Genomic DNA, 20,037 nt, shown 5'->3' on the forward strand with positions numbered 1-20,037 from the left:
AATCACTTCAACAGCGCCTGCGCCTCTTCGATGCCAAGTGCCGCCGGCTGGGTGCAGGTCGTGGTGAGATCGATGAACCGACCCTCCTCGCCCGATTTCAGGATCGAGGTCATAACGTCGACACCGTGCAGCGTGCGGTCCAGCGAGCAGCGTGCGTCACGCCCCTCGATCAGCGACATCGCCATATCGGCAAGGCCGGCTGTGCGGTAGTTGGCGCGCGAACCGTTCGGGCTTTCCTGGTTGATCTTGCCGAAGGGATGGTCCCAGTCTTCCAGCGGCTTGATGTCCTTGTCGCGGCCGCTTGCCTCGACGGTGCCGCCGAAGAAGTTCGGGTCCGGCACGTAGAGCGAGCCGTCGGTGCCGTAGAGTTCCATGTTGGCATGGCGATGCGACCACACGTCCCAGCTTGCCGACAGCGTCACCGTGGCTCCGTTGACGAATTCGAGCAACGCCTGGATCGTCGTCGGCGTCTTGACCGGGATGATCTCTCCATGGCGCGGTTGGCTGGTAATCGTGCGGGTCTCCGATGCCATCGAGGTCATGGCGCCGACGCGCTTCACCGGCCCGATCAGGTTGATCAGGTTGGCGATGTAATAGGGGCCGAGATCGAGGATCGGGCCGCCGCCTGGCAGGAAGAAGAAGTCCGGGTTCGGATGCCACATCTCCATGCCGGGGCTCATCACATAGCAGGCCCCCGAGGTGACCCGGCCGATGCCGCCGTCGTCGATGAACTTGCGGGCAAGCTGATGGGCGCCGCCGAGGAAGGTGTCCGGCGCGCAGCCGACGGCGAGATTCTTCGCCTTGGCGATGCGGCGAAGCTCCTCACCCTGCTCCAGCGAAAGCACCAGCGGCTTTTCCGAATAGACATGTTTTCCGGCTTCGAGGATCGCTTTCGACACCGGAAAATGCGCATCCGGGATCGTCAGGTTGACGACGACGTCGATCTCGTCATTGGCGAGAAGCGCCTCGATCGTCTGTGCCTTCACGCCATATTCCTTGGCGCGGGCCTCAGCGGCCTGCACGTTGATATCGGCGCAGGCCAGCACCTTCAGCCCTTTGAAGAGCGGTGCGAGCGAGAAATAGGTAGTGGAGATGTTGCCGCATCCGATGATGCCGACGCCAAGTTCCCTGGTCATGATGTGCCTCAATAAGTCTGGAAGGATGCGATCGAGCGGCTGATGTTGCGGTCGATGTCATTAGGATTGTCATGTTCGACGACGAAATGCTTGGCCCTGGTGCCGCGAAGCGCTGCAATCAACTTGGCCCACTCGACCTTGCCATGGCCGACGTCAGCCCAGCCGTCCTCGTCCTTCGCTTCGCCTGCCGGCGCAATGTCCTTGACGTGAACTGCGGTGATACGCGGTCCGAGCTTTTCGATCCAGGCGAAGGGATCGGCGTCGCCGCGGATGACCCAGGCGATATCGGCTTCCCAGGAAATGTCAGGCGCGCCTTCGAAGATGCGCTCGATCGGCAGCGAGCCATCGGCGAGCTTGACGAACTCGAAATCATGGTTGTGCCAGCCGAACTCGTAGCCGGCGTCCTTGTAAGGCTTGCTCACCTCCTGCAGGCGCTTGCCGAAGGCAGTCCAGCCGGCGGCGTCGGCGGGACGCTGGTCGGCCGCCAGATGCGGCGCATAGATCGAATCCATGCCGAGAATCTTGGCGATGTTGAGCGATTTCTGAACGTCCTTTTCCAGGAAATCAGGGCTGAAATGGCCGCTCGCCATGACGAGGCCGTTCTTGTCGAGCTCGGCGCGAAGGCTCTTCAAGCCGGCATCGTCGAGGTCGGCATAGATGCCTCCGAAGCCCTCGACTTCCGCATAGCCCGCCTTGCCGAGCTTCTCGAAAATTGCCGAATAGGGCTGGAAATTACGCGCGCTGTAGAGCTGGTAGCTGAGTTTCGTCATCATATTCTCCTTGGGCCTCGTGCCCACGCTTGGGAAGGATCAATCCGCCGACTGGCAGGACTGCAGGTCGTAGAACCGGAAATCCGGCAGCTTGCCGCGTTCAAGCGGCTCTGCCGGGGTGAAGGTGATGCGGCGGCTTTCTCCGGCCGCAAGATCGAAGGCATTGTCGGAATATTTGCCGTCCGTCTCGCTCTCGATCATCACGAAGAGCGCAAGTCCCTTAGCGGTGACGTTGATGTCGATCGCACCGCTCGTCTCGACATATTCATGCGTAACCGTCAGCCCCGCGGGCTCAAGCTCCAGCGCTTTGTAGGTGCCGTTGACATAATGGCCCTCGCCGCCCATGCCGTTCGAGGCGGTGAAACGCCAGGCTAGCAGCGTTCCCTCGCCGATCTCGGCAACGTCGATGGTCGCGGCCGTCACCGCCGCATCCGGCGAGCAGACGGCCTGCACGTCTTTCACGTGCTTCCGCTCGCCCTTCATCGTCAGCAACGAGATCGAAAGATCGACGCTGACATCCGCAAACGTGTCGTTGACCAGCGAGAAGCGGATCGTCTTGCCGTCCTCGGAAGGAATGGCTGCGACCGCCACCGGCTGGAAGAAGCGCTTGACGAGATAATGCATCGCCTTCCAGCGCCCGCCATAATCAAGGCTGGACCAGGAGGCGACCGGCCAGGTGTCGTTAAGCTGCCAGTAGATCGTGCCCATGCAATGGGGTTTCAGCGAACGCCAATATTCCACCGCCGTCTTGATCGCCAGGCCCTGCTGAATCTGGGAGAGATAGACGAAATTCGGGAAATCCTTGGGGAAGCGGAAATAGCGGAACATCGTGCCGGCGATGCGCTCGTTGCCGCCGGCATTCTTCTGATGCAGTTCCATGACGGGAGAAGCGATATTCATATCCTTCTCCTCGGCATAGGTCCTGATCACAGGCAGCGAGGTATAGGACTGGAAGCCGAATTCCGAGCAGAAGCGCGGCCGCACCGATCGGTAATTGTCGAATGACTTGTTCTCGTGCCAGACCGACCAGTAATGCATGTCGCCCGAGCCATCGGCATGCCAGGCATCGCCGAAATCGAGATAGCCGGAAGCCGGGCTCGACGGCCACCAGAGCGCGCCGGGCAGCGCCTTCTTCACCGCCTGCTCGATCGTCCGGTTGAGCCGATCATAGGAGACGAGATAGCGATCGCGATCCTTCCTCGATTCCTCGAACCAGGTCAGCGCGCCCACAAGTTCGTTGTCGCCGCACCAGAGCGCAATCGAGGGATGCGAGGAAAGCCGGCGCACCTGGTAATCCACCTCGATCGCCACATTCTCAAGGAAGTCTTCGGTCGAGGGATAGAGGTTGCAGGCGAACATGAAGTCCTGCCAGACCATCAGCCCCAGCCGGTCGCAGAGATCATAGAAATGATCCTGCTCGTAGAAACCGCCGCCCCAGACGCGGATCATATTCATGTTGGCGGCTTTCGCCGATTGCAGCAGGTCTTCCGTCTTCTCCGGCGAGGAGAGCGAATAGAGCGCATCGGCGGGGATCCAGTTGGCGCCGCGGCAGAAGATCTCGCGGCCGTTGACCTTGAAAGTAAAACGGGCGCCTGATGCATCCGGGGTGGTGATCAGCTCGATGGTGCGAAGGCCGATCTGTTTCACCACCTCATCCGCCGGCAATTCGACGGACAGCGTGTAGAGCGCCTGTTCGCCGCTGCCGGAAGGCCACCAAAGGCGCGGATGATCGATATGGAAGAGATGGTTGACATGGGTCTCGCCATGGACGCCGACATCGAGGCGCACCCGCTCGCCATCGAGATCGAAATAGACCTGGGCAATACTTGGCCCCTTGGAATACAGCGTTGCCGTGACCGTCAGATCGACCGAACCGTCGAGATTATGCGTCTGGCGGGTGACGACATGTTCGATGCGTGCGCTCTCAAGCTTTTTGAGCGCGATCGTGCCGTAAAGGCCGAGCGGCGCAATGGCGATATTCCAGTCCCAGCCGAAATGGCATTGCGGCTTGCGCAGCATGTTGCCGTCCGGGATCGGCGAATTGCCGGTGCTGTAAGGAATATAGAAGGGCTGCTGCTTCTGCCGCTCGGCGCCGACGGCGGAGTTGGAGGCAAACACGATACGGATGACGTTGTCGCCGGATCTCAGCATGCTCGACACGTCGGGGCGATAGCGGCGGAAGCTGTTGTCGGCTTCGAGTGCCAGGAAGCCATTGACATAAACGGAGGCGACTGTGTCGAGATAGTCGATATCGAGGTACCAGTCGCCCTCGGCCTCCTGCAGCGTGAAGCTTCGCTCGACCGCCCATTCGCGCTTGGCGACCCACTGTACTTTCTCCTCGTTGCGGCCGAAATAAGGATCGGGGATCAGGCCGGCCCGGTGGAGCGCGGTGTGCACGTCGCCTGGCAGCGTGATCACACTCTTAATCTCGCCATCGACGGAGGTCAGTTGCCACGAACCGGAAAGGTCGATGCAGGAGGGGGGCGGTTGTTGCGTCACAATTTCATTTCCGATTCACGTTTTTAAGATGGACGGCGCAGAGCCGCCGTCCGGCAATTGTCGTTCGCTGCGCCCCCTTCGCCTCCGTTATGCTCGGGCTTAACCCGAGCATCTACTCGGCATCCGACGACCGCCGCGGGCATGGATCCTCGGGTCAAGCCCGAGGATGACGGAGAGCGGAGTTGGCCTCTTGCCAAGCTCGCGCCGGCTTCGGTGGAGCGTCGGTCGAATTCATTCAAACAGCCCTACGGCAAGCAGGCGGCGGCGCCATCCCCGGCCCCCGTCCGCAGAATCTCCCTAAAGCCGCAACTCGCTCTCGGCATCGAACACCGACGCCAGCGCCATGTCGAAGCTCAGCTTCACCTTGGCTCCGACATTGAAGCGGCGCGCGCCGTTGACGCGGACCGACATCGTGTGACCGGCATGTTTCAGCCACAGAAGATTGTCCGCGCCCATCGGCTCCTCGATGTCGACGGTCGCGTCATGTTCCTCGCCGCCGGCGTTCTCGTTAACCTTGATGTGCTCGGGACGAACGCCGAGCACCACCTTGCGGCCGGGCTGCAGTGCCTCGTTGGCGTCATAGGCAGCCAGCGAGAAGTTGACGCCGTTGGCCGTAAAGGCGATCCCCTCGGCCGTCTTGACCAGCTCGCCACGCAGGAAATTCATCGACGGCGAGCCGATGAACCCGGCGACGAAGAGGTTGCGCGGCCGGTTGTAGATCGTCGTCGGATCGTCGAGCTGCTGGATGATGCCGCTCTTCATGATGGCGATACGGTCGGCGAGCGTCAGCGCCTCGATCTGGTCGTGGGTGACGTAGATCATCGTATTCTGCAGCGACTGGTGCAGGCGCTTGATTTCGACGCGCAGCTCCGAGCGCAGCTTGGCGTCGAGGTTGGACAGCGGCTCGTCGAACAGGAACACGTCGACATCGCGCACCAGCGCCCGGCCAATGGCGACGCGCTGCCGCTGACCGCCGGAAAGTTCGGCCGGCTTGCGCTTCAGGAGCGGCTGGATCTGCAGGATCTCGGCCGCGCGCGCCACGCGCTTGTCGATCTCGGCCTGCGGCACCTTGGCAACGCGAAGACCGAAGGAGAGATTCTTTTCGACCGTCATCTGCGGATAGAGTGCGTAGGACTGGAAGACCATCCCGATGCCGCGGTCCTTCGGCTCCTCCCAAGTGACGTTCTTGCCCTTGATGAAGATCTGGCCTTCGGAAGCATCGAGCAAGCCGGCAATGCAGTTCAGCAAGGTCGACTTGCCGCAGCCGGATGAGCCGAGCAGCACAAGGAATTCGCCGTCGTTGATGTCGAGATTGAGATCCTTCAGCACGCTGACCGATCCGAAGTTCAGCGACAGATCCCTGATCGAGACGCTCGAATTGGAGACAGTAGAATTCATGTTCATGTGATCACCCCTTCACTGCGCCGGCGGCGATGCCGCGAACGAAAAGCCGTCCGGAGACGAAATAGACGATCAGCGGCACCAAGCCGGTCAGGATCGTCGCCGCCATGTTGACGTTGTATTCCTTCACGCCCTGGACGGAATTGACGATGTTGTTGAGCTGCACAGTCATCGGATAGGTATCCGGCCGGGTGAAGACCACGCCGAACAGGAAGTCGTTCCAGATGCCGGTCACCTGCAGGATCATCGCCACGACGAAGATCGGCAGCGACATCGGCAGCATGATCTTCAGGAAGATCTGCCAGAAACCCGCGCCGTCGACGCGCGCCGCCTTGAACAGTTCTTCCGGCAGCGACACGAAATAGTTGCGGAACAGCAGCGTCAGGATCGGCATGCCGAAGATCGAATGCACGATAACGAGGCCGGTCAGCGTACCGTAAATGCCGATTTCGCGCAGGATGATGACGATTGGATAGATCATCACCTGATAGGGAATGAACGCCCCGATGATGAGGATCGAGAAGAAAAGCTCGGATCCCTTGAAGCGCCAGTTTGCCAGCGCATAGCCGTTTACCGAGGCGATGGCGATCGAGATGATGACCGACGGCACGGTGATGCGCACCGAATTCCAGAAGCCGCGCGACAGGCCATCGCAGTTCAAGCCCGTGCAGGCCTCCGCCCAGGCTTTCACCCAGGGCTCGAAGGTGATTTCCATCGGCGGCGAGAAGATGTTGCCGAGGCGGATTTCCGGCATGCCCTTCAACGACGTCACCACCATCACATAGAGCGGCAGCAGATAGTAGAGCGCCGCGATGGTCAGCGTGCCGTAGAGCATGATGTTGCGCGGCGACAATGCCGGGCGCGGCTTTGGGCCGGTTGGTCCGTCGCCGAGTCTCCCTGAGACGGCATCGATGCCGGCCGCCGTGGTGTTTAGAGTTCCGATATTAGCCACGCTTGCGCCCTCCTCCGAATTCCAGATAGGCCCACGGAACGATGATGATCGCTACCGTGAGCAGCATCATCGTCGAGGCGGCAAAGCCCTGCCCCAGGTTCTGCGCCTGGAACATGTAATCATAGACGTATTTCGCCGGCACTTCCGAGGAGATGCCGGGGCCGCCCGACGTCTGCGCCACCACGAGGTCGTAGACCTTGACGATACCGGAAGCGATGATGACGATCGTCGTGATGAACACAGGCCGCATCATCGGAATAACGATGAGAAGATAGGTCTTCCACATCGGGATGCCGTCAACGCGCGCCGCCTTCCAGATATCCTCGTCGATGCCGCGCAGGCCGGCGAGCATCAGGCACATGACCAATCCGGTCCCCTGCCACAACGCCGCGATCAGAATACCGTAAATGACGATTTCAGGCGTATAGAGCGGATTGAAGGTGAAGCTCGTCCAGCCGAGCGAACGCACCACCGACTGCACGCCAAAGTCCGGGTTCAGAACCCATTGCCACACGAGCCCCGTCACGATGAAAGACAGCGCGAAGGGATAGAGGAAAATAGTGCGGAAGGTGTTTTCGAAACGGATCTTCTGATCCATCAGCGCGGCGAGCACAAAGCCGATGACAAGGCTGAAGATCAGCGAGAGCACGCCATAGAGCGCCAGATTCTCGATCGCCGTCACCCAGCGAGGTGCCGCCCAGAGGCGCTCATACTGATCGATGCCGACGAAGCTCAACCGCGGGAGGAGCTTGGAATTGGTAAAGGAATAAAAGACCGTCCAGAATGTGCCGCCGACAAAGATCACCAACGCCGTCAGGATCATCGGGATGGATGCAATCTTGGCATTCAGATTGCGCAGTAACTTGATTGGCCGGCCGGCTTGCGCTTGACCCGTCATGAACACTTCTCCTCAAATCGCAACTGCGACCGCGGCAGAGCGGATTTGCCGTCTGCCATCCCCGCCCCGGTTTTCCGGGATGCCGGAGACACGCCACCGGCCGAACATTTGTCCGGGAACGATCCGGCCCTTGCGGAGCCGGATCGCGAAGGCAGCGACTCTATCGCTCAGTCAGCCGAAGCGATGATCTCAGCGAAACGCTTCTGCGCGTCTTCCGGCGTCATCGACGGATTGGCGAAGAATTCGGAGAAGAGGTCCTCCTTCTGCTTCTGGCTGTCGGCCGAAAGCAGCTGGTCGGTACCCTGGATCACGTTGCCTTTGGACAAAATATCGAGACCCTTCTTCATGCAGTCATTTGCGGCGGCGAGATCGACATCACCGCGCACCGGCAGCGAACCCTTCTTCAGATTGAAGGCAACCTGGGTCTTGGGGTCAAGCAGCGTCTTGGCAAGCACAGCTTGCGCCTTGGATTTTTCCTCATCCTTCAGCAGCGGGAAGTAGAAGGCATCGCCGCCGGTCGAAATGATCTCGTTGACGCCGAGGCCCGGCAGGCAGGTATAGTCGGTGCCGGCCTTCTGACCGGCGAGCGCGAATTCGCCCTGCGCCCAGTCGCCCATGATCTGACCGCCGGCCTTGCCCGTGATGACGAGGTTGGTCGCCTGGTTCCAATCCTGGACATTGGTGCCCTTGGACATACGGCGTGCATCGTCGGCGGCCTTGAAGACCTTGGCGATTTCAGGGCCGGCAGCAGCTTCCGCATCCTTGTCCTTGAAGACCTTGTTGAACGTGTCCTTGCCGGCAATCGCCACCATCAGTACGTCGAAGGCGCCTGCAGCCTGCCATGGCTGACCGCCGACGGCGAGCGGAAGGATACCGGCCTTTTCGAGAGCCGGGGCGGCGGCGACGAATTCGTCCCAGTTCTTCGGAACCTCGACGCCGGCCTTCTTGAAGGCGGCGTTCGAAAGCCACAGCCACTGCCAGGAGTGGATGTTGACAGGTGCGCAGTAGATCTTGCCGTCGATGGTGCAGGAATCGAGCAGGCTCGACGGACGAATGATGTCCTTCCACTTCTCGGCGGTCGCGACATCGGTCAGGTCGCGCATCAGGCCGGCCTGGACAAGTTCCTCTGCCTGACGGCCATGGTTGAACTGGGTGGCGCCCATCGGATCGCCGCCAGTGATGCGGCTGATCATGATCGGACGAGCAGTGCCGCCGGAACCGGCGATCGCGCCGTCGACCCAGTGGTTGCCGGTGGCGTCGAAAGCCTTTGCCAGCTCGGCGACGGCGGCGGATTCGCCGCCTGAGGTCCACCAATGCGTGACCTCGAGATCGGTAGCACTGGCGGCGCCGAGCGGAAGCGCGACTGAGGCGGCAAGCACGGCCGCCATCATACGGATTTTCATGAGTTCTCCTCCCTCACTGAAACGTTGCCGGAAAAACTTAGATCAATCGATTTCACCACGCAACTGCCCACCTCTAAATTTTTCGACGAAGGCCGGAATTGCTATTTCTAGCTGTTCTCGGCTGCATCCACTATCCTCCTAATATCGCCATCTTAATAAGCGATATCGCATATGCACAATCAATATATCAGATTGAAATCACAAGATGATTTAAGGAAAACCGGTCTACGGCTCGCTTTACCTTTTTCGCTACTGCGGAAAAAGGGGGCACAGATGACGGATTCAACCTGCGGGGATATTGTCGCAATGCACACAAGAAAAAGCCCTCGACATTTCTACTGTATCGTTACAGATTGCATTCCTCAGGGAGGCGCGATTTTGGCAGGCGGCGGGCTTACGGCGCTTGAAAAAGCCTCTATAAGCGACACCAATTCGCGCGAGGCAGGCCTACAGGAATGGAAAACAAGGGAAATTTCGGGCAAGCAGCATCGGTACCGGCGGCGCGCGAGCGCCCGACATTGAAAACGATCGCCTTCATGACCGGCCTTGGCGTGACAACGGTGTCGCGTGCGCTGAAAGACGCGCCTGACATCGGGGCCGAAACCAAGGAGCGAGTGCGCATGGTCGCCCGCCAGCTCGGCTACCAGCCGAACAGGGCGGGCGTGCGCCTGCGCACCGGCAAGACCAACGTCATCGCCCTCGTCCTCAGCATTGACGAGGAGATCATGGGCTTCTCGAGCCAGATGGTCTTCGGCATCTCCGAGGTCCTGTCCGGCACGCCCTATCATATCGTCGTCACGCCGCACTCCCACAGCAAGGACCCGATGCTGCCGGTGCGCTATATCCTCGAGACCGGCTCGGCCGACGGGGTCATCATCTCGCGCATCGAGCCGGACGATCCGCGCGTGCGGTTGCTGACCGAGCGCGGCATGCCCTTCGCCACGCATGGGCGCACCGACGCCGGCCTGACGCACCCCTTCCACGATTTCGACAACGAAGCCTTCGCCCATCAGGCGGTGGAGCGGCTGGTCAAACGCGGTCGCCGGCGCATTGCCCTGCTACAGCCGCCGAGCAAGCTCACCTATTACGCCCATATCAGGATCGGCTTTCAGACCGGCCTGCACGATTACGGCGCCGAGGAAGTGCCCCTGCGGGTCAACACCGACGCGCCGCTAGCCGATATCCGCGACGTCGTCGAGGTGATGATGCGCGCGGCGAACGCCCCTGACGGCATCGTTTGTTCGGCCGGCAGCGCGGCGATCGCCGTCAATGCCGGCATCGAGGCCGCCGGCAAGGCGCTGGGGCGCGATCTTGACATGGTGTCCAAGCAGTCGGTGCCGATCCTGAACTGGATCCGTCCCGAGATCATCACCGCCCAGGAAGATGTGCGCCAGGCCGGCCGCGAAATGGCCAAGGCCGTCATCGCCCGCATCGACGGCGTCGAGCCGGAACTGCTGCAAAGCATCAGCCAGCCGATCTGGCCGGAGAACGGCCGATAGGCGGGAGAATGAACCCTGCCCAGGATTCGCAAGCAGGCATCGGCTCGAAAAAGCCAAGATTGCCCGTCATCTCACAGCGAGTCACGGGGATATCGACAGAATGCAGCAAAGCGGCGTGCCCTATTTCAGCCAATGGGAAACACCCGGCATGACGCTGCCGGTACTTGCCGAGGGCTCGCAAGCTCTGCTCAGCGATCCGCTCTGGCGTCGTTCGGGAGCCGGCACCATTGAGGAATATGCGCGCTGGGCCGTCAATGTCTGCGGCATGGCCTGTCTGAAAATGATCCTGGCCGCCCGTGGCGAAATCCGCCCGACCATCGAACTTGCCCGTGCCTGCACCGCCTACGGCGGTTATGTCGTCAACGAGATCGACGCCTCGATCAAGGGATTGATCTACGCGCCCTTTGTGCGCTTCGCAACCGAGCGTTTCGGGCTCGACGCCGAGACGATAACCGACATGGAAACCTCGGCCATTCCTGATCTTCTGTCGAAGCGCCGGTTCTTCATTGCCTCGGTGCATTCGGCCATTCGCTGGCCGGAGCGCGAACCGCCATCGAAGGGTGGCCATCTGGTGCTGGTGACGGCAGCCTCGCAGGAAACGGTCCGTTTCCACAATCCATCCGGCCACGACGAGGCGAGCCAGGCCGACGTGACGCTGCCGCTTTCCGTCTTCGACCGCTTCTTCGCCAATCGCGGCATATCTGTCGACGCCTGACCCTTTCAAAACCTGATCCTTCCGGAGGCTTGCATGACCCCTTCCCCCAACAGGCCGCGCATCGCCGTGCTTTTCGGCGGCCGCTCGGCCGAGCACGACGTGTCCGTGCTCTCGGCAACCAACGTCATGGGCGCGCTCAAGCCCGAAAAATATGACGCCTTTCCGATTTTCATCACCCGCGAGGGTCGGTGGCTCACGAGCAGCTTCGTGGACGGCGCCTTGGCAACACCTTCGTCGGGCACGGAAATCTGCCTCGTGCCGGGCGGCTGCGGCCGGGTGATGGCGATCCCCGCCAATGGTGCACCGCATGAGTTGGCGGCGATCGACATGCTGTTTCCCGTGCTGCACGGCCTCCATGGCGAAGACGGATCGGTACAGGGTGTGGCGCAGGTGGCGCGTGTGCCGCTTGCAGGCTGCGGCATTCTCGGTTCGGCCGCAGCGCTCGATAAAGAGATCGCCAAGCGGCTGCTCAGGGCGGCCGGCCTGCCGGTCGCCCGCGCCGTAACGATCCATGACGGGACGACCCCGTCGCTCGCAGCGCTCGAGGGCGAACTCGGCCTGCCGCTGTTCATCAAGCCGGTGCGCCAGGGATCGTCGGTCGGCGTCGCCAAGGTCCAGGCCAGCCAGGAGCTCGCAGGCGCTCTTGCCGAAGCCTTCCGCCACGATCGCACCCTGCTCGCCGAGGAATTCATCGCCGGCCGCGAGATCGAATTCAGCGTGCTGGAGGATGCGGCTGGAAAGCTTTTCGTTTCACGCCCCGGCGAAATCGTCCCGGCGGAAAGCCACGGCTTCTACAGTTACGACGCGAAATACATCGACGAGTCCGGCGCGGCGCTGAAGGTGCCGGCCGAGCTGCCGCCCGAGGTCGAGGCCGCAATGCGCGACGCAGCGGCAGAAGCCTTCCGGGCCGTAGGCTGCGACGGGATGGCGCGCGTCGATTTCTTCCTGACCCCGGACATGCGCTTCGTTATCAATGAGCTCAACACCATCCCCGGCTTCACCGATATCAGCATGTATTCCAAGGCGATGGCGGCAAGCGGCGTCAGCTATGCCGAAGTCATCGACCGGCTGGTGGAGCATGGCATGGCGCGCGCCGGCCGGGCCGGCTAAATCATGAACAGGTTGGTGCTCATTTCCGGATGTTCCGGCGGCGGAAAGTCGACCCTGCTTGCTGAACTCGGCCGTCGCGGTCATGCGATCGTCGAAGAGCCTGGACGACGGATCGTCAAGCAGGAGCTCGAAGGCGACGGCGCGGCCCTGCCCTGGATCGACATGGCGGCCTTCGCCCGACGCGCGATCGAGATGGCGGCGGCCGACCACGCGGCGGCGCGCGGGCAGGCAGGCTGGACCTTTTTCGATCGTGGGCTGATCGATGCCGCGTCGGCGCTTCAGCACCTGACCGGAGAACCGATCCTGGAAAAATTGAGCGGTGTCCACCGCTATAACACCAAGGTCTTTCTCACCCCGCCATGGCTGGAAATCTATGTCACCGACCCCGAGCGACGCCACGGCTTTGACGAGGCGGTCGCAGAATATGACCGGCTTGCCACGATCTACCCAGCGCTTGGCTACGACGTTGTCACGCTGCCGAAAATCGCGGTCGCCGAACGGGTGGATTTCATCCTCGATCGCTTGGAAGCGAAGTAGCCGCTCCGGCCGCTTTCTCACCGCCTGCGGAAGACACACCACTGAAACGACTGCCGGCCGCCGCCGGGTGTCGTGTGCTCCTCGCGCCAGTCGTGTTCGAGCGCGAAGGCGGAGGAAAGTTCGGTCGCAAGCGCTGCCGCGTCGTAACGCTGGACCGGCAGGCCGCTGCACCGCTCCGGGCCGTCCGGCGCGAAAGTCGCGATGACCATGATACTTCCCCGCGCCGTACCGGTTTCGAGGGCATGGCGATAGGCCAGCCGCTGCCCGGGATCGGTGAGGAAGTGAAAAACGGCCCGATCGTGCCACACATCGTACCGGCGGTCAGGTTTCCAGGCGGTGACGTCGGCAACCAACCAGGTGATTCGAAGGGCTTCGTCCCCGAGCCGCGCCTTGGCGACGTCGAGCGCCGGTGCGGCGATATCGAGCACGGTGAGATCGGACCAGCCGCGCTCGACGAGACGGTCGACAAGGCTCGATGCCCCGCCCCCCACATCGATCAGCGAAGCCGAGGCCGGCAGTTGCAGCTCATCGAGCACATGTAAGGAAGGCCCGGGCGTCGGCTGATACCAGCTGACGCTGTCGGCTGCTTTCGTGCGATAGACCTCGTCCCAATGTTCTTGTTTCGCGTCTGTCATCCGGCACCCATCTCTTGCAGAGCCGATCCTGTCCTATCAAGATGTAAGGATTGAGATGTCCGTCAACCGCCTTACGCATACGAACCCGATCTCACGAAGCCGAGTGACGATAGACGAGATCGGCAGGATCGGTTCGGGGCGCCGTGGGGTCGAGACGTGCCCCCAGCCGTTCGGCAACGGCAACGGATGCGGCATTGCCGGGAGCGATATAGCTGACGAGCGACGGCAGCTTGAGCGCCGAAAAGGCCCAGTCCCGCAGCGCCAGGGCCGCCTCGGTCGCATAACCCCGGCCCCCATGGTCCTCATAGACGAACCACCCCAGTTCCTTCTCTGGAAAGAGCGGCCCATGATTGATCCCCACCTGACCGACGCACTCGCCGCTTTCGGCAAGGTCGATCATCAAAGCCCCATGCCCGAAAAGCTGCCAGAGCGCCACGTCGTGGCAGAACATCCCCCACGCCGCCCGCAGATCGAACGGGCCGCCATTCCGGCGGACCGCGGCGAAGCCATCAGCCGCGCATAGGCTTTGAAATCGTCGATCTCGGGCTCCCGGAGAATCAGCCGCTCGGTTCGGAGAGTGATCGCGCCGGTTCCGGACATGTCATCGCCTTTCTGCTGAACATCTAGCTATCGAACGCCGGAGCGAACCTAAGCGTGCCGCTCGGTGCCGGCCCGTGGAGGACAATGTGCTGCACGAGCCGCGTATCGAGATCGTGATAGCTGAGTCTCCCGTCGCTGCAGAAGCCCGCGCCGCGGTAAACCTCGGGATTGCCGATCAGCGCGCATCCGCTGGCGCCCATCTCCTCCAGCAGTCCGAGCCCCTTTGCGATCAGCGCCTTGCCGATACCCTGCCGCTGTCTCTCCGGCCTGACCGATATCGGTCCCAGCCCGAACCAGCCGTCATGCACGCCGTCGATCGTCACCGGCGAAAACGCCACATGTCCTAGAATCTCGCCTTCTTCTTCGGCGACCAGCGATATCGTCAGATCGCCACTCGTGCGGAGCCTCCGGATTATCTCCGCCTCCGTACCAGCGCTATAGGGCATGGGCGCGAAGGCGATCGACGTTAGATCATGGATCGCGTCAATATCCGCCGGCGTCTCGTATCGGATCAGCATCTATGTCCATCCCTCGGTGTGAACGAGATATTGCCATCCCTAGGATGGATTTTACCATCTCCGTCATTTCGATCGGCAAGGTGATGCTTAAGGATTGAGTTGTCCGCATGGAACTACCCCTCGTTTTCCCTATCATCTCAGAGGACGATTAAATCCTACACTTTTCCCTGTTTCCGCGCTGGCAGTTTATGCATGCATGGAAGAGCACGTATAACCACGAAAAAGCCCGGCGCGATGGCCGGGCTTCCTTTACCTCGTCTCGGCAAACCTCAAAAGGTCGCCGCACCGCTGCCCCACGGCCCGTGGTGGAAATCCTTGCCGTCCAGACGGTCGAATCCGTGGGCGCCGAAGAAATCGCGCTGGGCCTGGATCAGGTTGGCCGTACCCCTGCCCTGGCGGTAGGCGTCGAAATAGGTGAGAGCTGAGGTCAGCGCGGGCACCGGCAGGCCGGCCGAGATGGCGGCCGCGACGACCCGGCGCAGCGCCGGGATCGATTCCTTGACCATCTCGGAGAAGGCAGGCGTGACGATGAGGTTCGCAGCATCCGGCGCCTTGGTGAAGGCCGAGGTGATCTCGTCGAGGAACTGCGAACGGATGATGCAGCCGGCGCGCCAGATCCGGGCAATGGTCGGCATTGGTAGCGACCAGTTGAACTCGCGCGAGGCTTCCGCCATCACCGCGAAGCCCTGGGCATAGGCGCCGATCTTGGCGGCAAAGAGCGCCAGCTCCAGATCCTTGTTGAGTTCGGGGCCGTAAGCGATCGGGAAAGAAACGGCCTGCGTGCCGAAGATCTTTTCCGCCGCTTCGCGCTGCGACTTCATCGAGGAGAGGCTGCGGGCGGCGACAGCGGCTTCGATTGCCGTTGCCGGAATGCCCATGTTCTGCGCTTCGATCGCCGACCATTTGCCCGTACCCTTCTGGCCGGCCTTGTCGAGGATCATGTCGACCATCGGGCCGCCGGAAACCGGATCGGTCGCCGCAAGCACCTTCTCGGAAATCTCGATCAGGTAGGAGTTCAGCCGGCCCTTGTTCCATTCCCCGAAAATGCCGGAGATGTCGGAGGCACTCTTGCCGAGGCCGTCGCGCAGGATGCCGTAGATTTCGGCGATCATCTGCATGTCGGCATATTCGATGCCGTTATGAATGGTCTTGACGAAATGGCCGGCGCCGTCATTGCCGAGCCAGGCGACGCAGGGCTCGTCATTGTAGCGGGCGGCAATCGAGGTCAGCACCTTCTCGACGCGCTTCCAGGACTCTTCGGTGCCGCCGACCATGATCGACGGACCATGGCGCGCACCTTCCTCGCCGCCGGAAACACCCATGCCGATGAAGGTGAGATCGGTATCCTTGAGGCGGTCGAAGCGGGCGACGGTGTCGCGGAAATTGGCGTTGCCGGCATCGATCATGATGTCGCCCTTGGAGAGGTGCGGGCGCAGCGCCTCCATCTGCTGGTCGACGGCATCACCTGCCTTGATCATGATGATGATCGGCCGCGGCGGCCGGATCGCGTCGACGAACTCTTCGATGGTCTTGCAGGGAATGATCTGCTTTCTCAGATCGCCGGCGCTTTCGTAGAATTCGTCGGTTTTCTCAGGCGTGCGGTTGAACACCGCAATTTTATTGCCTTTCTCCGCGATGTTGAGCGCCAGGTTGGAGCCCATGACCGCAAGGCCGATCAGTCCGATTTCTGCCTTTTCCACGACAAACCTCCGATGTGTCATTTGGACCGGTGTTGTGGCACTGTCTCGCTCAAACGGCAAGTCTGCCAAGGGTCTAATCGGTTCGCAAAAGCCAGTGAAATGAAGCTCGCAATGCCCGCTTGTCCGACAACCTGCCATCTGATCGGCAAGCAGCGATGTGGCGTGACCTGCCCTTAGCGCATCTGAAATGCCCTATCTCATGCTATCATAGGTCTCGGGAGATATTGCGTGGGATCGGAAAAACGAAACGGTGGAATTCTCCTGGCGGCCCGCGCCGGCCGCTATCGCGAGTATGCGCCACCGCCAGTGTTGCGGCGCCATTTCAGTCGGCTCTGGTCGCATTCGCTTCACGACGGACCGACGGCGACGGTGGCGATCGTGCCGGACGGTTATTGCGATCTGCTCTGGATCGGCGGCCGGCTGGTCGTTGCCGGGCCTGACAGAACGGCGGCTTTTCCTCTTATCCGGCCGGGCACGACCGTCATTGGTGCGCGATTTGCACCCGGCGCCGCCGCACCCTGGCTGAAGACGCCGCTCTCGGCGCTGGTCGGCTGCTCGGTGCGGCTCTGTGACATCGGCCGGAAGGGCACGGCCGATTTTGAGGCGCGGCTGGAAGATTGTCGCGACGCTGCGGACGCGATGGCGTTGTTCGCCCGATTGCTCGAAGAAGCCGCGCGCGAAGAGGAGGAGCCCGCCCCCGACGCCGCCGTGATCTTTGCCGCCGCCGAAAGCGGCTGCTCCCCGTCCAGCCTGCTCCACCGGCTCGACATCAGCGAAAGACAGCTGCGCCGCCGCTGCCACCAGCATTTCGGCTACGGCGCCAAGACGCTGGAACGCATCCGCCGGTTCCAGCGTTTCCTCGATCTCTGCCGCAGAGCGCACGCGATGCCGCTGGCCCATCTTGCGCTCGAAGCGGGTTTTGCCGATCAGGCCCACATGACGCGCGAGGTCGGCGAACTCTCACGCCTGACGCCCGCCGTCATTTGCGATCAGCTCAACGCGCGGGAACTGCCGGGCTGACCGTTTTGTTCAAGACGCCTCGGGTCGGGCTGTTACCCTCGCTCGACCACTATCAAGGACCTGGAAGCCATGTCGACTATGCCCGCAAAAATCATCCACCAATCGATCGAGCGTGACTGGCGCGACGTCTACGACTTTGCCGGCAAGCCGGAGAACATGCCGCTCTGGGCCTCCGGCCTTGCGACCGGTCTCGAGCCCAATGGCGCCGACTGGGTCGCCCATGGCCCTCTCGGCACCATCAAGGTGAGCTTCGTGCCCGCCAATGAATTCGGCGTGATCGACCATACGGTAACGATCGAATCCGGTCTCAGGGTCTATAATGCGTTGCGCATCGTGCCGAACGGCGATGGTTGCGAGATCATGTTCACGCTGCTGCGTCTGCCCGGCATGACCGACGCGCAGTTTTCCGCCGATGCCGCCCATGTCGAGAAGGACCTCGCCATGCTGAAAGCCCTGATGGAGAGATAGATGGCCGAGAAGTCAGAAAACCACGATCGCCGCATCGATTATGTCGAGTTCAACGTCGCCGACATCGCCGCCGCCAAAGCCTTTTACGGCTCGGCCTTCGGCTGGCGTTTCACCGATTACGGGCCGAACTACTGCGAATTCGACGATGGCCGTTTGAAGGGCGGCTTTACCGATTTCGGACCTGTGCGGCCAGGAGGGCCGCTTGTTGTCGTCTACGCCAATGATCTGGAGGAGGTGCTGACGTCAGTCGAAAGGGCCGGCGGCACGATCTGCCGGCCGATCACCGACTTTCCCGGCGGCCGCCGCTTCCATTTCCTTGATCGAGACGGTTATGAGCTCGCCGTCTGGGCGACTGCATAAATTGAATCACCGATCCATCACGATCAGAGCGCCGATCACCGTGCCGCCCGCTTCGCGCAGCGGCGACATGCGACAGCGCACCTGCCGCGATGCGCCGCCGGTCGCCCGCTCATAAGTGTAGTCGATCTGCTCGCCGGCAAAGCAGGCATCCAGCTTACGTTTAGCGCATCCGGCAAAACGTTGTTCGCCGATGAATTCGGAAATATGGCGGCCGATGAGCTCCATCGGCTTCCTGTTGAGATGGGCGCTGTTGGCCGCATTGGAATAGAGATAGCGATAGTCCCTGGTCAGCACCGCTACCCGATCCGGCAGGCTTTCGAGGATCGCCGCATTGAAAAACTCGCCGTTGTCGGTGTCGGGCACATAGGCTGCCGGCGGTGCGATGCGGACATCCTGCGGTGACGGCACCCGCCAGTCCGGCGCATGCGTGCCGAAATAGCCATCAAGCAGGTAGGAAAGCACCGCCGTATATTCCCGGACGCTGGCGCTGTCGTCGGCGTCCCGGGCGATAAGATGGCTGACGAACTGCAGCTGCATGTAGACATCCAGTAGATTGGCTGCCCGGCATGCCAGGATCGCCTCGACCAGCGGCTCGACATGCCGGTCGAGCGACATGACGCGCTGGTCGTCGCCCAGGCGTATGGCTTCTTCTATTTGCGTGCAACGCAAGGAAAAGGCTCGAAATAGCTCCAGCAAGACGCCTCACTCCCATGTCCCAAGTGGCGTGTCCAGAATTGCGATGGCTGCATTCCCAAGATGCGCCTTGCAGTTGATTTTATTCGCGCTCTGGTGGTGACGGGTAACATGAATTGTACTCGGTTTCAATCCGAGAGCACCTGCCGCTTTTCACCGCTGATAAATTGGGGGGTGGACCTTCTTACGCGAGCGTCTTCTTGATCTGCCAGCGGTCGTGATACCAGAGCCACTGTTCCGGATATTCCCGCACCCAGCTTTCCACCTTGTCGTTGAGCAGCTGGGCCGCCGCCGGCAGGTCGAGATTGCCTTTTTCGTCGCGCGGCATATCGAGTCGTGGTTCGATTTCCAGGCGGTAGCGGTTTCCCGGCAGGCGAATGCAGCGCGCCGGATAGACCTCGCAATCGAACTGGCGCACCAGTTTCGGCAGCAGCGGATTGGTCTTCACCTCGCGCCCGAAGAAGGTGCCCTTCAGCCCCTTGCTGAATTTCTGGTCGACGAGCACGCCCACGCCCTGGCCCGCCTCCAGCTGACGCGCGAGCGCGAAGGAGGAACCGGCATGAGACGGCACCAGCTTGCCCATGCGGGCGCTACGGAAATCGAACACTTTCTTGGCGACGTAAGGGTTGTTCGGCGGCCGGAACAGCACGGTCACCGTCAGCCCGAAGGCAGCACCCGCCACCGGCAGCAGCTCGAAATTGGCGGTATGGCCGGTGAACACGATGAAGGGGCGCGGATTGTCGCGCAGGTCAAGGAAGATCGGAATGCCCGAGACCTCTACCCTGCCCGGCTCCGACTTCTCGGGATCGTAATCGAAAAGTTGGTCGAGGAAGACGTATTCGGCCGCAAGCCTTCCCATATTGCCCCAGCTGGCCAGCGCGATCTCCTCGATCTCGGCCTCGCTCTTCTCGGGAAAGGCGTTGCGCAGATTGGTCAGCATCAGCCTGTGGCGGCGGGTCCGCCGGCCGAGCCGGCGCATCACCCTGTCGGCAAAGCGGATCGCTCCATCGGCCGGAAACAGCTTCAGCAGGTTCAGGAAGCCGAACATCGCCTGCGCCACCAGCCATTGCTGGAAATTCCTGAGCGCCAGGACGATCCGCGTGATGATCAGCTTCACGTGCGC

General features: G+C 61.6%; 19 protein-coding genes and 1 pseudogene. 7 read left to right on the forward strand and 13 right to left on the reverse strand.

Translation table 11 applies throughout. The features are described from left to right. Positions 1-2: 2 nt before the first annotated feature. The 7 genes from GGI60_RS01080 to GGI60_RS01110 form a co-directional block, all read right to left on the reverse strand. Entirely contained in the window at positions 3-1,136 is a 1,134-nt protein-coding gene (locus tag GGI60_RS01080) for a Gfo/Idh/MocA family protein (RefSeq protein WP_183913311.1), read from the reverse strand. Positions 1,137-1,144: 8 nt separating this feature from the next. Continuing rightward, the gene (locus GGI60_RS01085; protein ID WP_183913309.1) at positions 1,145-1,906 is read right to left on the reverse strand and encodes a sugar phosphate isomerase/epimerase; all 762 of its coding nucleotides are present in this window, start codon (positions 1,904-1,906) and stop codon (positions 1,145-1,147) included. Positions 1,907-1,945: 39 nt separating this feature from the next. Continuing rightward, entirely contained in the window at positions 1,946-4,405 is a 2,460-nt protein-coding gene (locus tag GGI60_RS01090) for a beta-mannosidase (protein WP_183913307.1), read from the reverse strand. Positions 4,406-4,702: 297 nt separating this feature from the next. After that, positions 4,703-5,809, reverse strand: coding sequence for an ABC transporter ATP-binding protein (locus GGI60_RS01095; RefSeq protein ID WP_183913305.1), 1,107 nt, complete (start codon positions 5,807-5,809; stop codon positions 4,703-4,705). Between the two features lie 4 nt (positions 5,810-5,813). Beyond that, positions 5,814-6,758 carry a carbohydrate ABC transporter permease gene (locus GGI60_RS01100; protein WP_064682391.1) on the reverse strand — a complete coding sequence of 315 codons (945 nt, stop codon included), beginning with the start codon at positions 6,756-6,758 and terminating at the stop codon, positions 5,814-5,816. After that, complete coding sequence (locus GGI60_RS01105; RefSeq protein ID WP_183913303.1) at positions 6,751-7,656, reverse strand: carbohydrate ABC transporter permease; 906 nt, start codon at positions 7,654-7,656, stop codon at positions 6,751-6,753. Before GGI60_RS01105 ends, GGI60_RS01100 begins: the two co-directional genes overlap by 8 nt. Before the next feature lie 167 nt (positions 7,657-7,823). Then, positions 7,824-9,059 carry an ABC transporter substrate-binding protein gene (locus tag GGI60_RS01110; protein ID WP_097579755.1) on the reverse strand — a complete coding sequence of 412 codons (1,236 nt, stop codon included), beginning with the start codon at positions 9,057-9,059 and terminating at the stop codon, positions 7,824-7,826. Between the two features lie 455 nt (positions 9,060-9,514). Here GGI60_RS01110 and GGI60_RS01115 point away from each other — a divergent pair, with 455 nt between their 5' ends. The 4 genes from GGI60_RS01115 to GGI60_RS01130 all read left to right on the forward strand — a co-directional run bounded on the left by GGI60_RS01115 (position 9,515) and on the right by GGI60_RS01130 (position 12,920). Continuing rightward, entirely contained in the window at positions 9,515-10,558 is a 1,044-nt protein-coding gene (locus GGI60_RS01115) for a LacI family transcriptional regulator (protein ID WP_097605274.1), read from the forward strand. A gap of 100 nt (positions 10,559-10,658) precedes the next feature. After that, positions 10,659-11,273: a C39 family peptidase gene (locus GGI60_RS01120; protein ID WP_183913301.1), complete on the forward strand. Its 615-nt coding sequence runs from the start codon at positions 10,659-10,661 to the stop codon at positions 11,271-11,273. 33 nt (positions 11,274-11,306) lie between these two features. Next, a complete protein-coding gene (locus GGI60_RS01125) occupies positions 11,307-12,383 on the forward strand; it encodes a D-alanine--D-alanine ligase family protein (RefSeq protein WP_183913299.1) in 1,077 nt (358 codons plus the stop codon). Between the two features lie 3 nt (positions 12,384-12,386). Beyond that, a complete protein-coding gene (locus GGI60_RS01130) occupies positions 12,387-12,920 on the forward strand; it encodes an AAA family ATPase (RefSeq protein ID WP_183913297.1) in 534 nt (177 codons plus the stop codon). A gap of 17 nt (positions 12,921-12,937) precedes the next feature. Here the strand turns inward: GGI60_RS01130 and GGI60_RS01135 are convergent, their stop codons facing one another. The 4 genes and pseudogenes from GGI60_RS01135 to gndA form a co-directional block, all read right to left on the reverse strand. Then, positions 12,938-13,555 (reverse strand): class I SAM-dependent methyltransferase, encoded by a 618-nt coding sequence (locus GGI60_RS01135; protein WP_183913296.1) that lies wholly within the window; start codon positions 13,553-13,555, stop codon positions 12,938-12,940. A gap of 91 nt (positions 13,556-13,646) precedes the next feature. Next, positions 13,647-14,155 (reverse strand): annotated as a pseudogene (locus tag GGI60_RS01140) (GNAT family N-acetyltransferase). Between the two features lie 23 nt (positions 14,156-14,178). After that, positions 14,179-14,673 carry a GNAT family N-acetyltransferase gene (locus GGI60_RS01145; protein ID WP_183913294.1) on the reverse strand — a complete coding sequence of 165 codons (495 nt, stop codon included), beginning with the start codon at positions 14,671-14,673 and terminating at the stop codon, positions 14,179-14,181. Positions 14,674-14,942: 269 nt separating this feature from the next. After that, positions 14,943-16,394 (reverse strand): NADP-dependent phosphogluconate dehydrogenase, encoded by a 1,452-nt coding sequence (gene gndA, locus GGI60_RS01150; protein WP_183913292.1) that lies wholly within the window; start codon positions 16,392-16,394, stop codon positions 14,943-14,945. Between the two features lie 207 nt (positions 16,395-16,601). Here gndA and GGI60_RS01155 point away from each other — a divergent pair, with 207 nt between their 5' ends. The 3 genes from GGI60_RS01155 (at position 16,602) to GGI60_RS01165 (ending at position 18,221) form a co-directional block, all read left to right on the forward strand. Beyond that, positions 16,602-17,393, forward strand: a complete 792-nt coding sequence (locus GGI60_RS01155) for a helix-turn-helix domain-containing protein (RefSeq protein ID WP_183913290.1) — start codon at positions 16,602-16,604, stop codon at positions 17,391-17,393. Positions 17,394-17,462: 69 nt separating this feature from the next. Beyond that, positions 17,463-17,861 (forward strand): hypothetical protein, encoded by a 399-nt coding sequence (locus tag GGI60_RS01160; RefSeq protein ID WP_064682402.1) that lies wholly within the window; start codon positions 17,463-17,465, stop codon positions 17,859-17,861. Further along, on the forward strand, positions 17,862-18,221 hold the full coding sequence (locus GGI60_RS01165) for a VOC family protein (RefSeq protein ID WP_064682403.1): 360 nt from the start codon (positions 17,862-17,864) through the stop codon (positions 18,219-18,221). A gap of 6 nt (positions 18,222-18,227) precedes the next feature. On the opposite strand, the gene GGI60_RS01170 is transcribed toward GGI60_RS01165, so the two are convergent. Both GGI60_RS01170 and GGI60_RS01175 read right to left on the reverse strand, forming a co-directional pair. Continuing rightward, entirely contained in the window at positions 18,228-18,917 is a 690-nt protein-coding gene (locus GGI60_RS01170; protein ID WP_183913288.1) for a PAS domain-containing protein, read from the reverse strand. A gap of 181 nt (positions 18,918-19,098) precedes the next feature. Then, positions 19,099-20,031, reverse strand: coding sequence for a lipid A biosynthesis lauroyl acyltransferase (locus GGI60_RS01175; protein ID WP_183913286.1), 933 nt, complete (start codon positions 20,029-20,031; stop codon positions 19,099-19,101). Positions 20,032-20,037: the final 6 nt, after the last annotated feature.

Source organism: Rhizobium lentis (assembly GCF_014200175.1).
GTDB lineage: Bacteria > Pseudomonadota > Alphaproteobacteria > Rhizobiales > Rhizobiaceae > Rhizobium > Rhizobium mulingense.

Excerpts from the sequence above, each read along its gene's own strand:
- GGI60_RS01165 (WP_064682403.1), top strand. The coding sequence starts at position 17,862 with ATGGCCGAGAAGTCAGAAAACCACGATCGCCGCATCGATTATGTCGAG.
- GGI60_RS01125 (WP_183913299.1), top strand. The coding sequence starts at position 11,307 with ATGACCCCTTCCCCCAACAGGCCGCGCATCGCCGTGCTTTTCGGCGGC.
- GGI60_RS01160 (WP_064682402.1), top strand. The coding sequence starts at position 17,463 with ATGTCGACTATGCCCGCAAAAATCATCCACCAATCGATCGAGCGTGAC.
- GGI60_RS01130 (WP_183913297.1), top strand. The coding sequence starts at position 12,387 with ATGAACAGGTTGGTGCTCATTTCCGGATGTTCCGGCGGCGGAAAGTCG.
- GGI60_RS01095 (WP_183913305.1), bottom strand. The coding sequence starts at position 5,809 with ATGAACATGAATTCTACTGTCTCCAATTCGAGCGTCTCGATCAGGGAT.
- GGI60_RS01120 (WP_183913301.1), top strand. The coding sequence starts at position 10,659 with ATGCAGCAAAGCGGCGTGCCCTATTTCAGCCAATGGGAAACACCCGGC.
- GGI60_RS01145 (WP_183913294.1), bottom strand. The coding sequence starts at position 14,673 with ATGCTGATCCGATACGAGACGCCGGCGGATATTGACGCGATCCATGAT.
- GGI60_RS01115 (WP_097605274.1), top strand. The coding sequence starts at position 9,515 with ATGGAAAACAAGGGAAATTTCGGGCAAGCAGCATCGGTACCGGCGGCG.
- GGI60_RS01080 (WP_183913311.1), bottom strand. The coding sequence starts at position 1,136 with ATGACCAGGGAACTTGGCGTCGGCATCATCGGATGCGGCAACATCTCC.
- gndA (WP_183913292.1), bottom strand. The coding sequence starts at position 16,394 with ATGACACATCGGAGGTTTGTCGTGGAAAAGGCAGAAATCGGACTGATC.
- GGI60_RS01135 (WP_183913296.1), bottom strand. The coding sequence starts at position 13,555 with ATGACAGACGCGAAACAAGAACATTGGGACGAGGTCTATCGCACGAAA.
- GGI60_RS01110 (WP_097579755.1), bottom strand. The coding sequence starts at position 9,059 with ATGAAAATCCGTATGATGGCGGCCGTGCTTGCCGCCTCAGTCGCGCTT.
- GGI60_RS01105 (WP_183913303.1), bottom strand. The coding sequence starts at position 7,656 with ATGACGGGTCAAGCGCAAGCCGGCCGGCCAATCAAGTTACTGCGCAAT.
- GGI60_RS01085 (WP_183913309.1), bottom strand. The coding sequence starts at position 1,906 with ATGACGAAACTCAGCTACCAGCTCTACAGCGCGCGTAATTTCCAGCCC.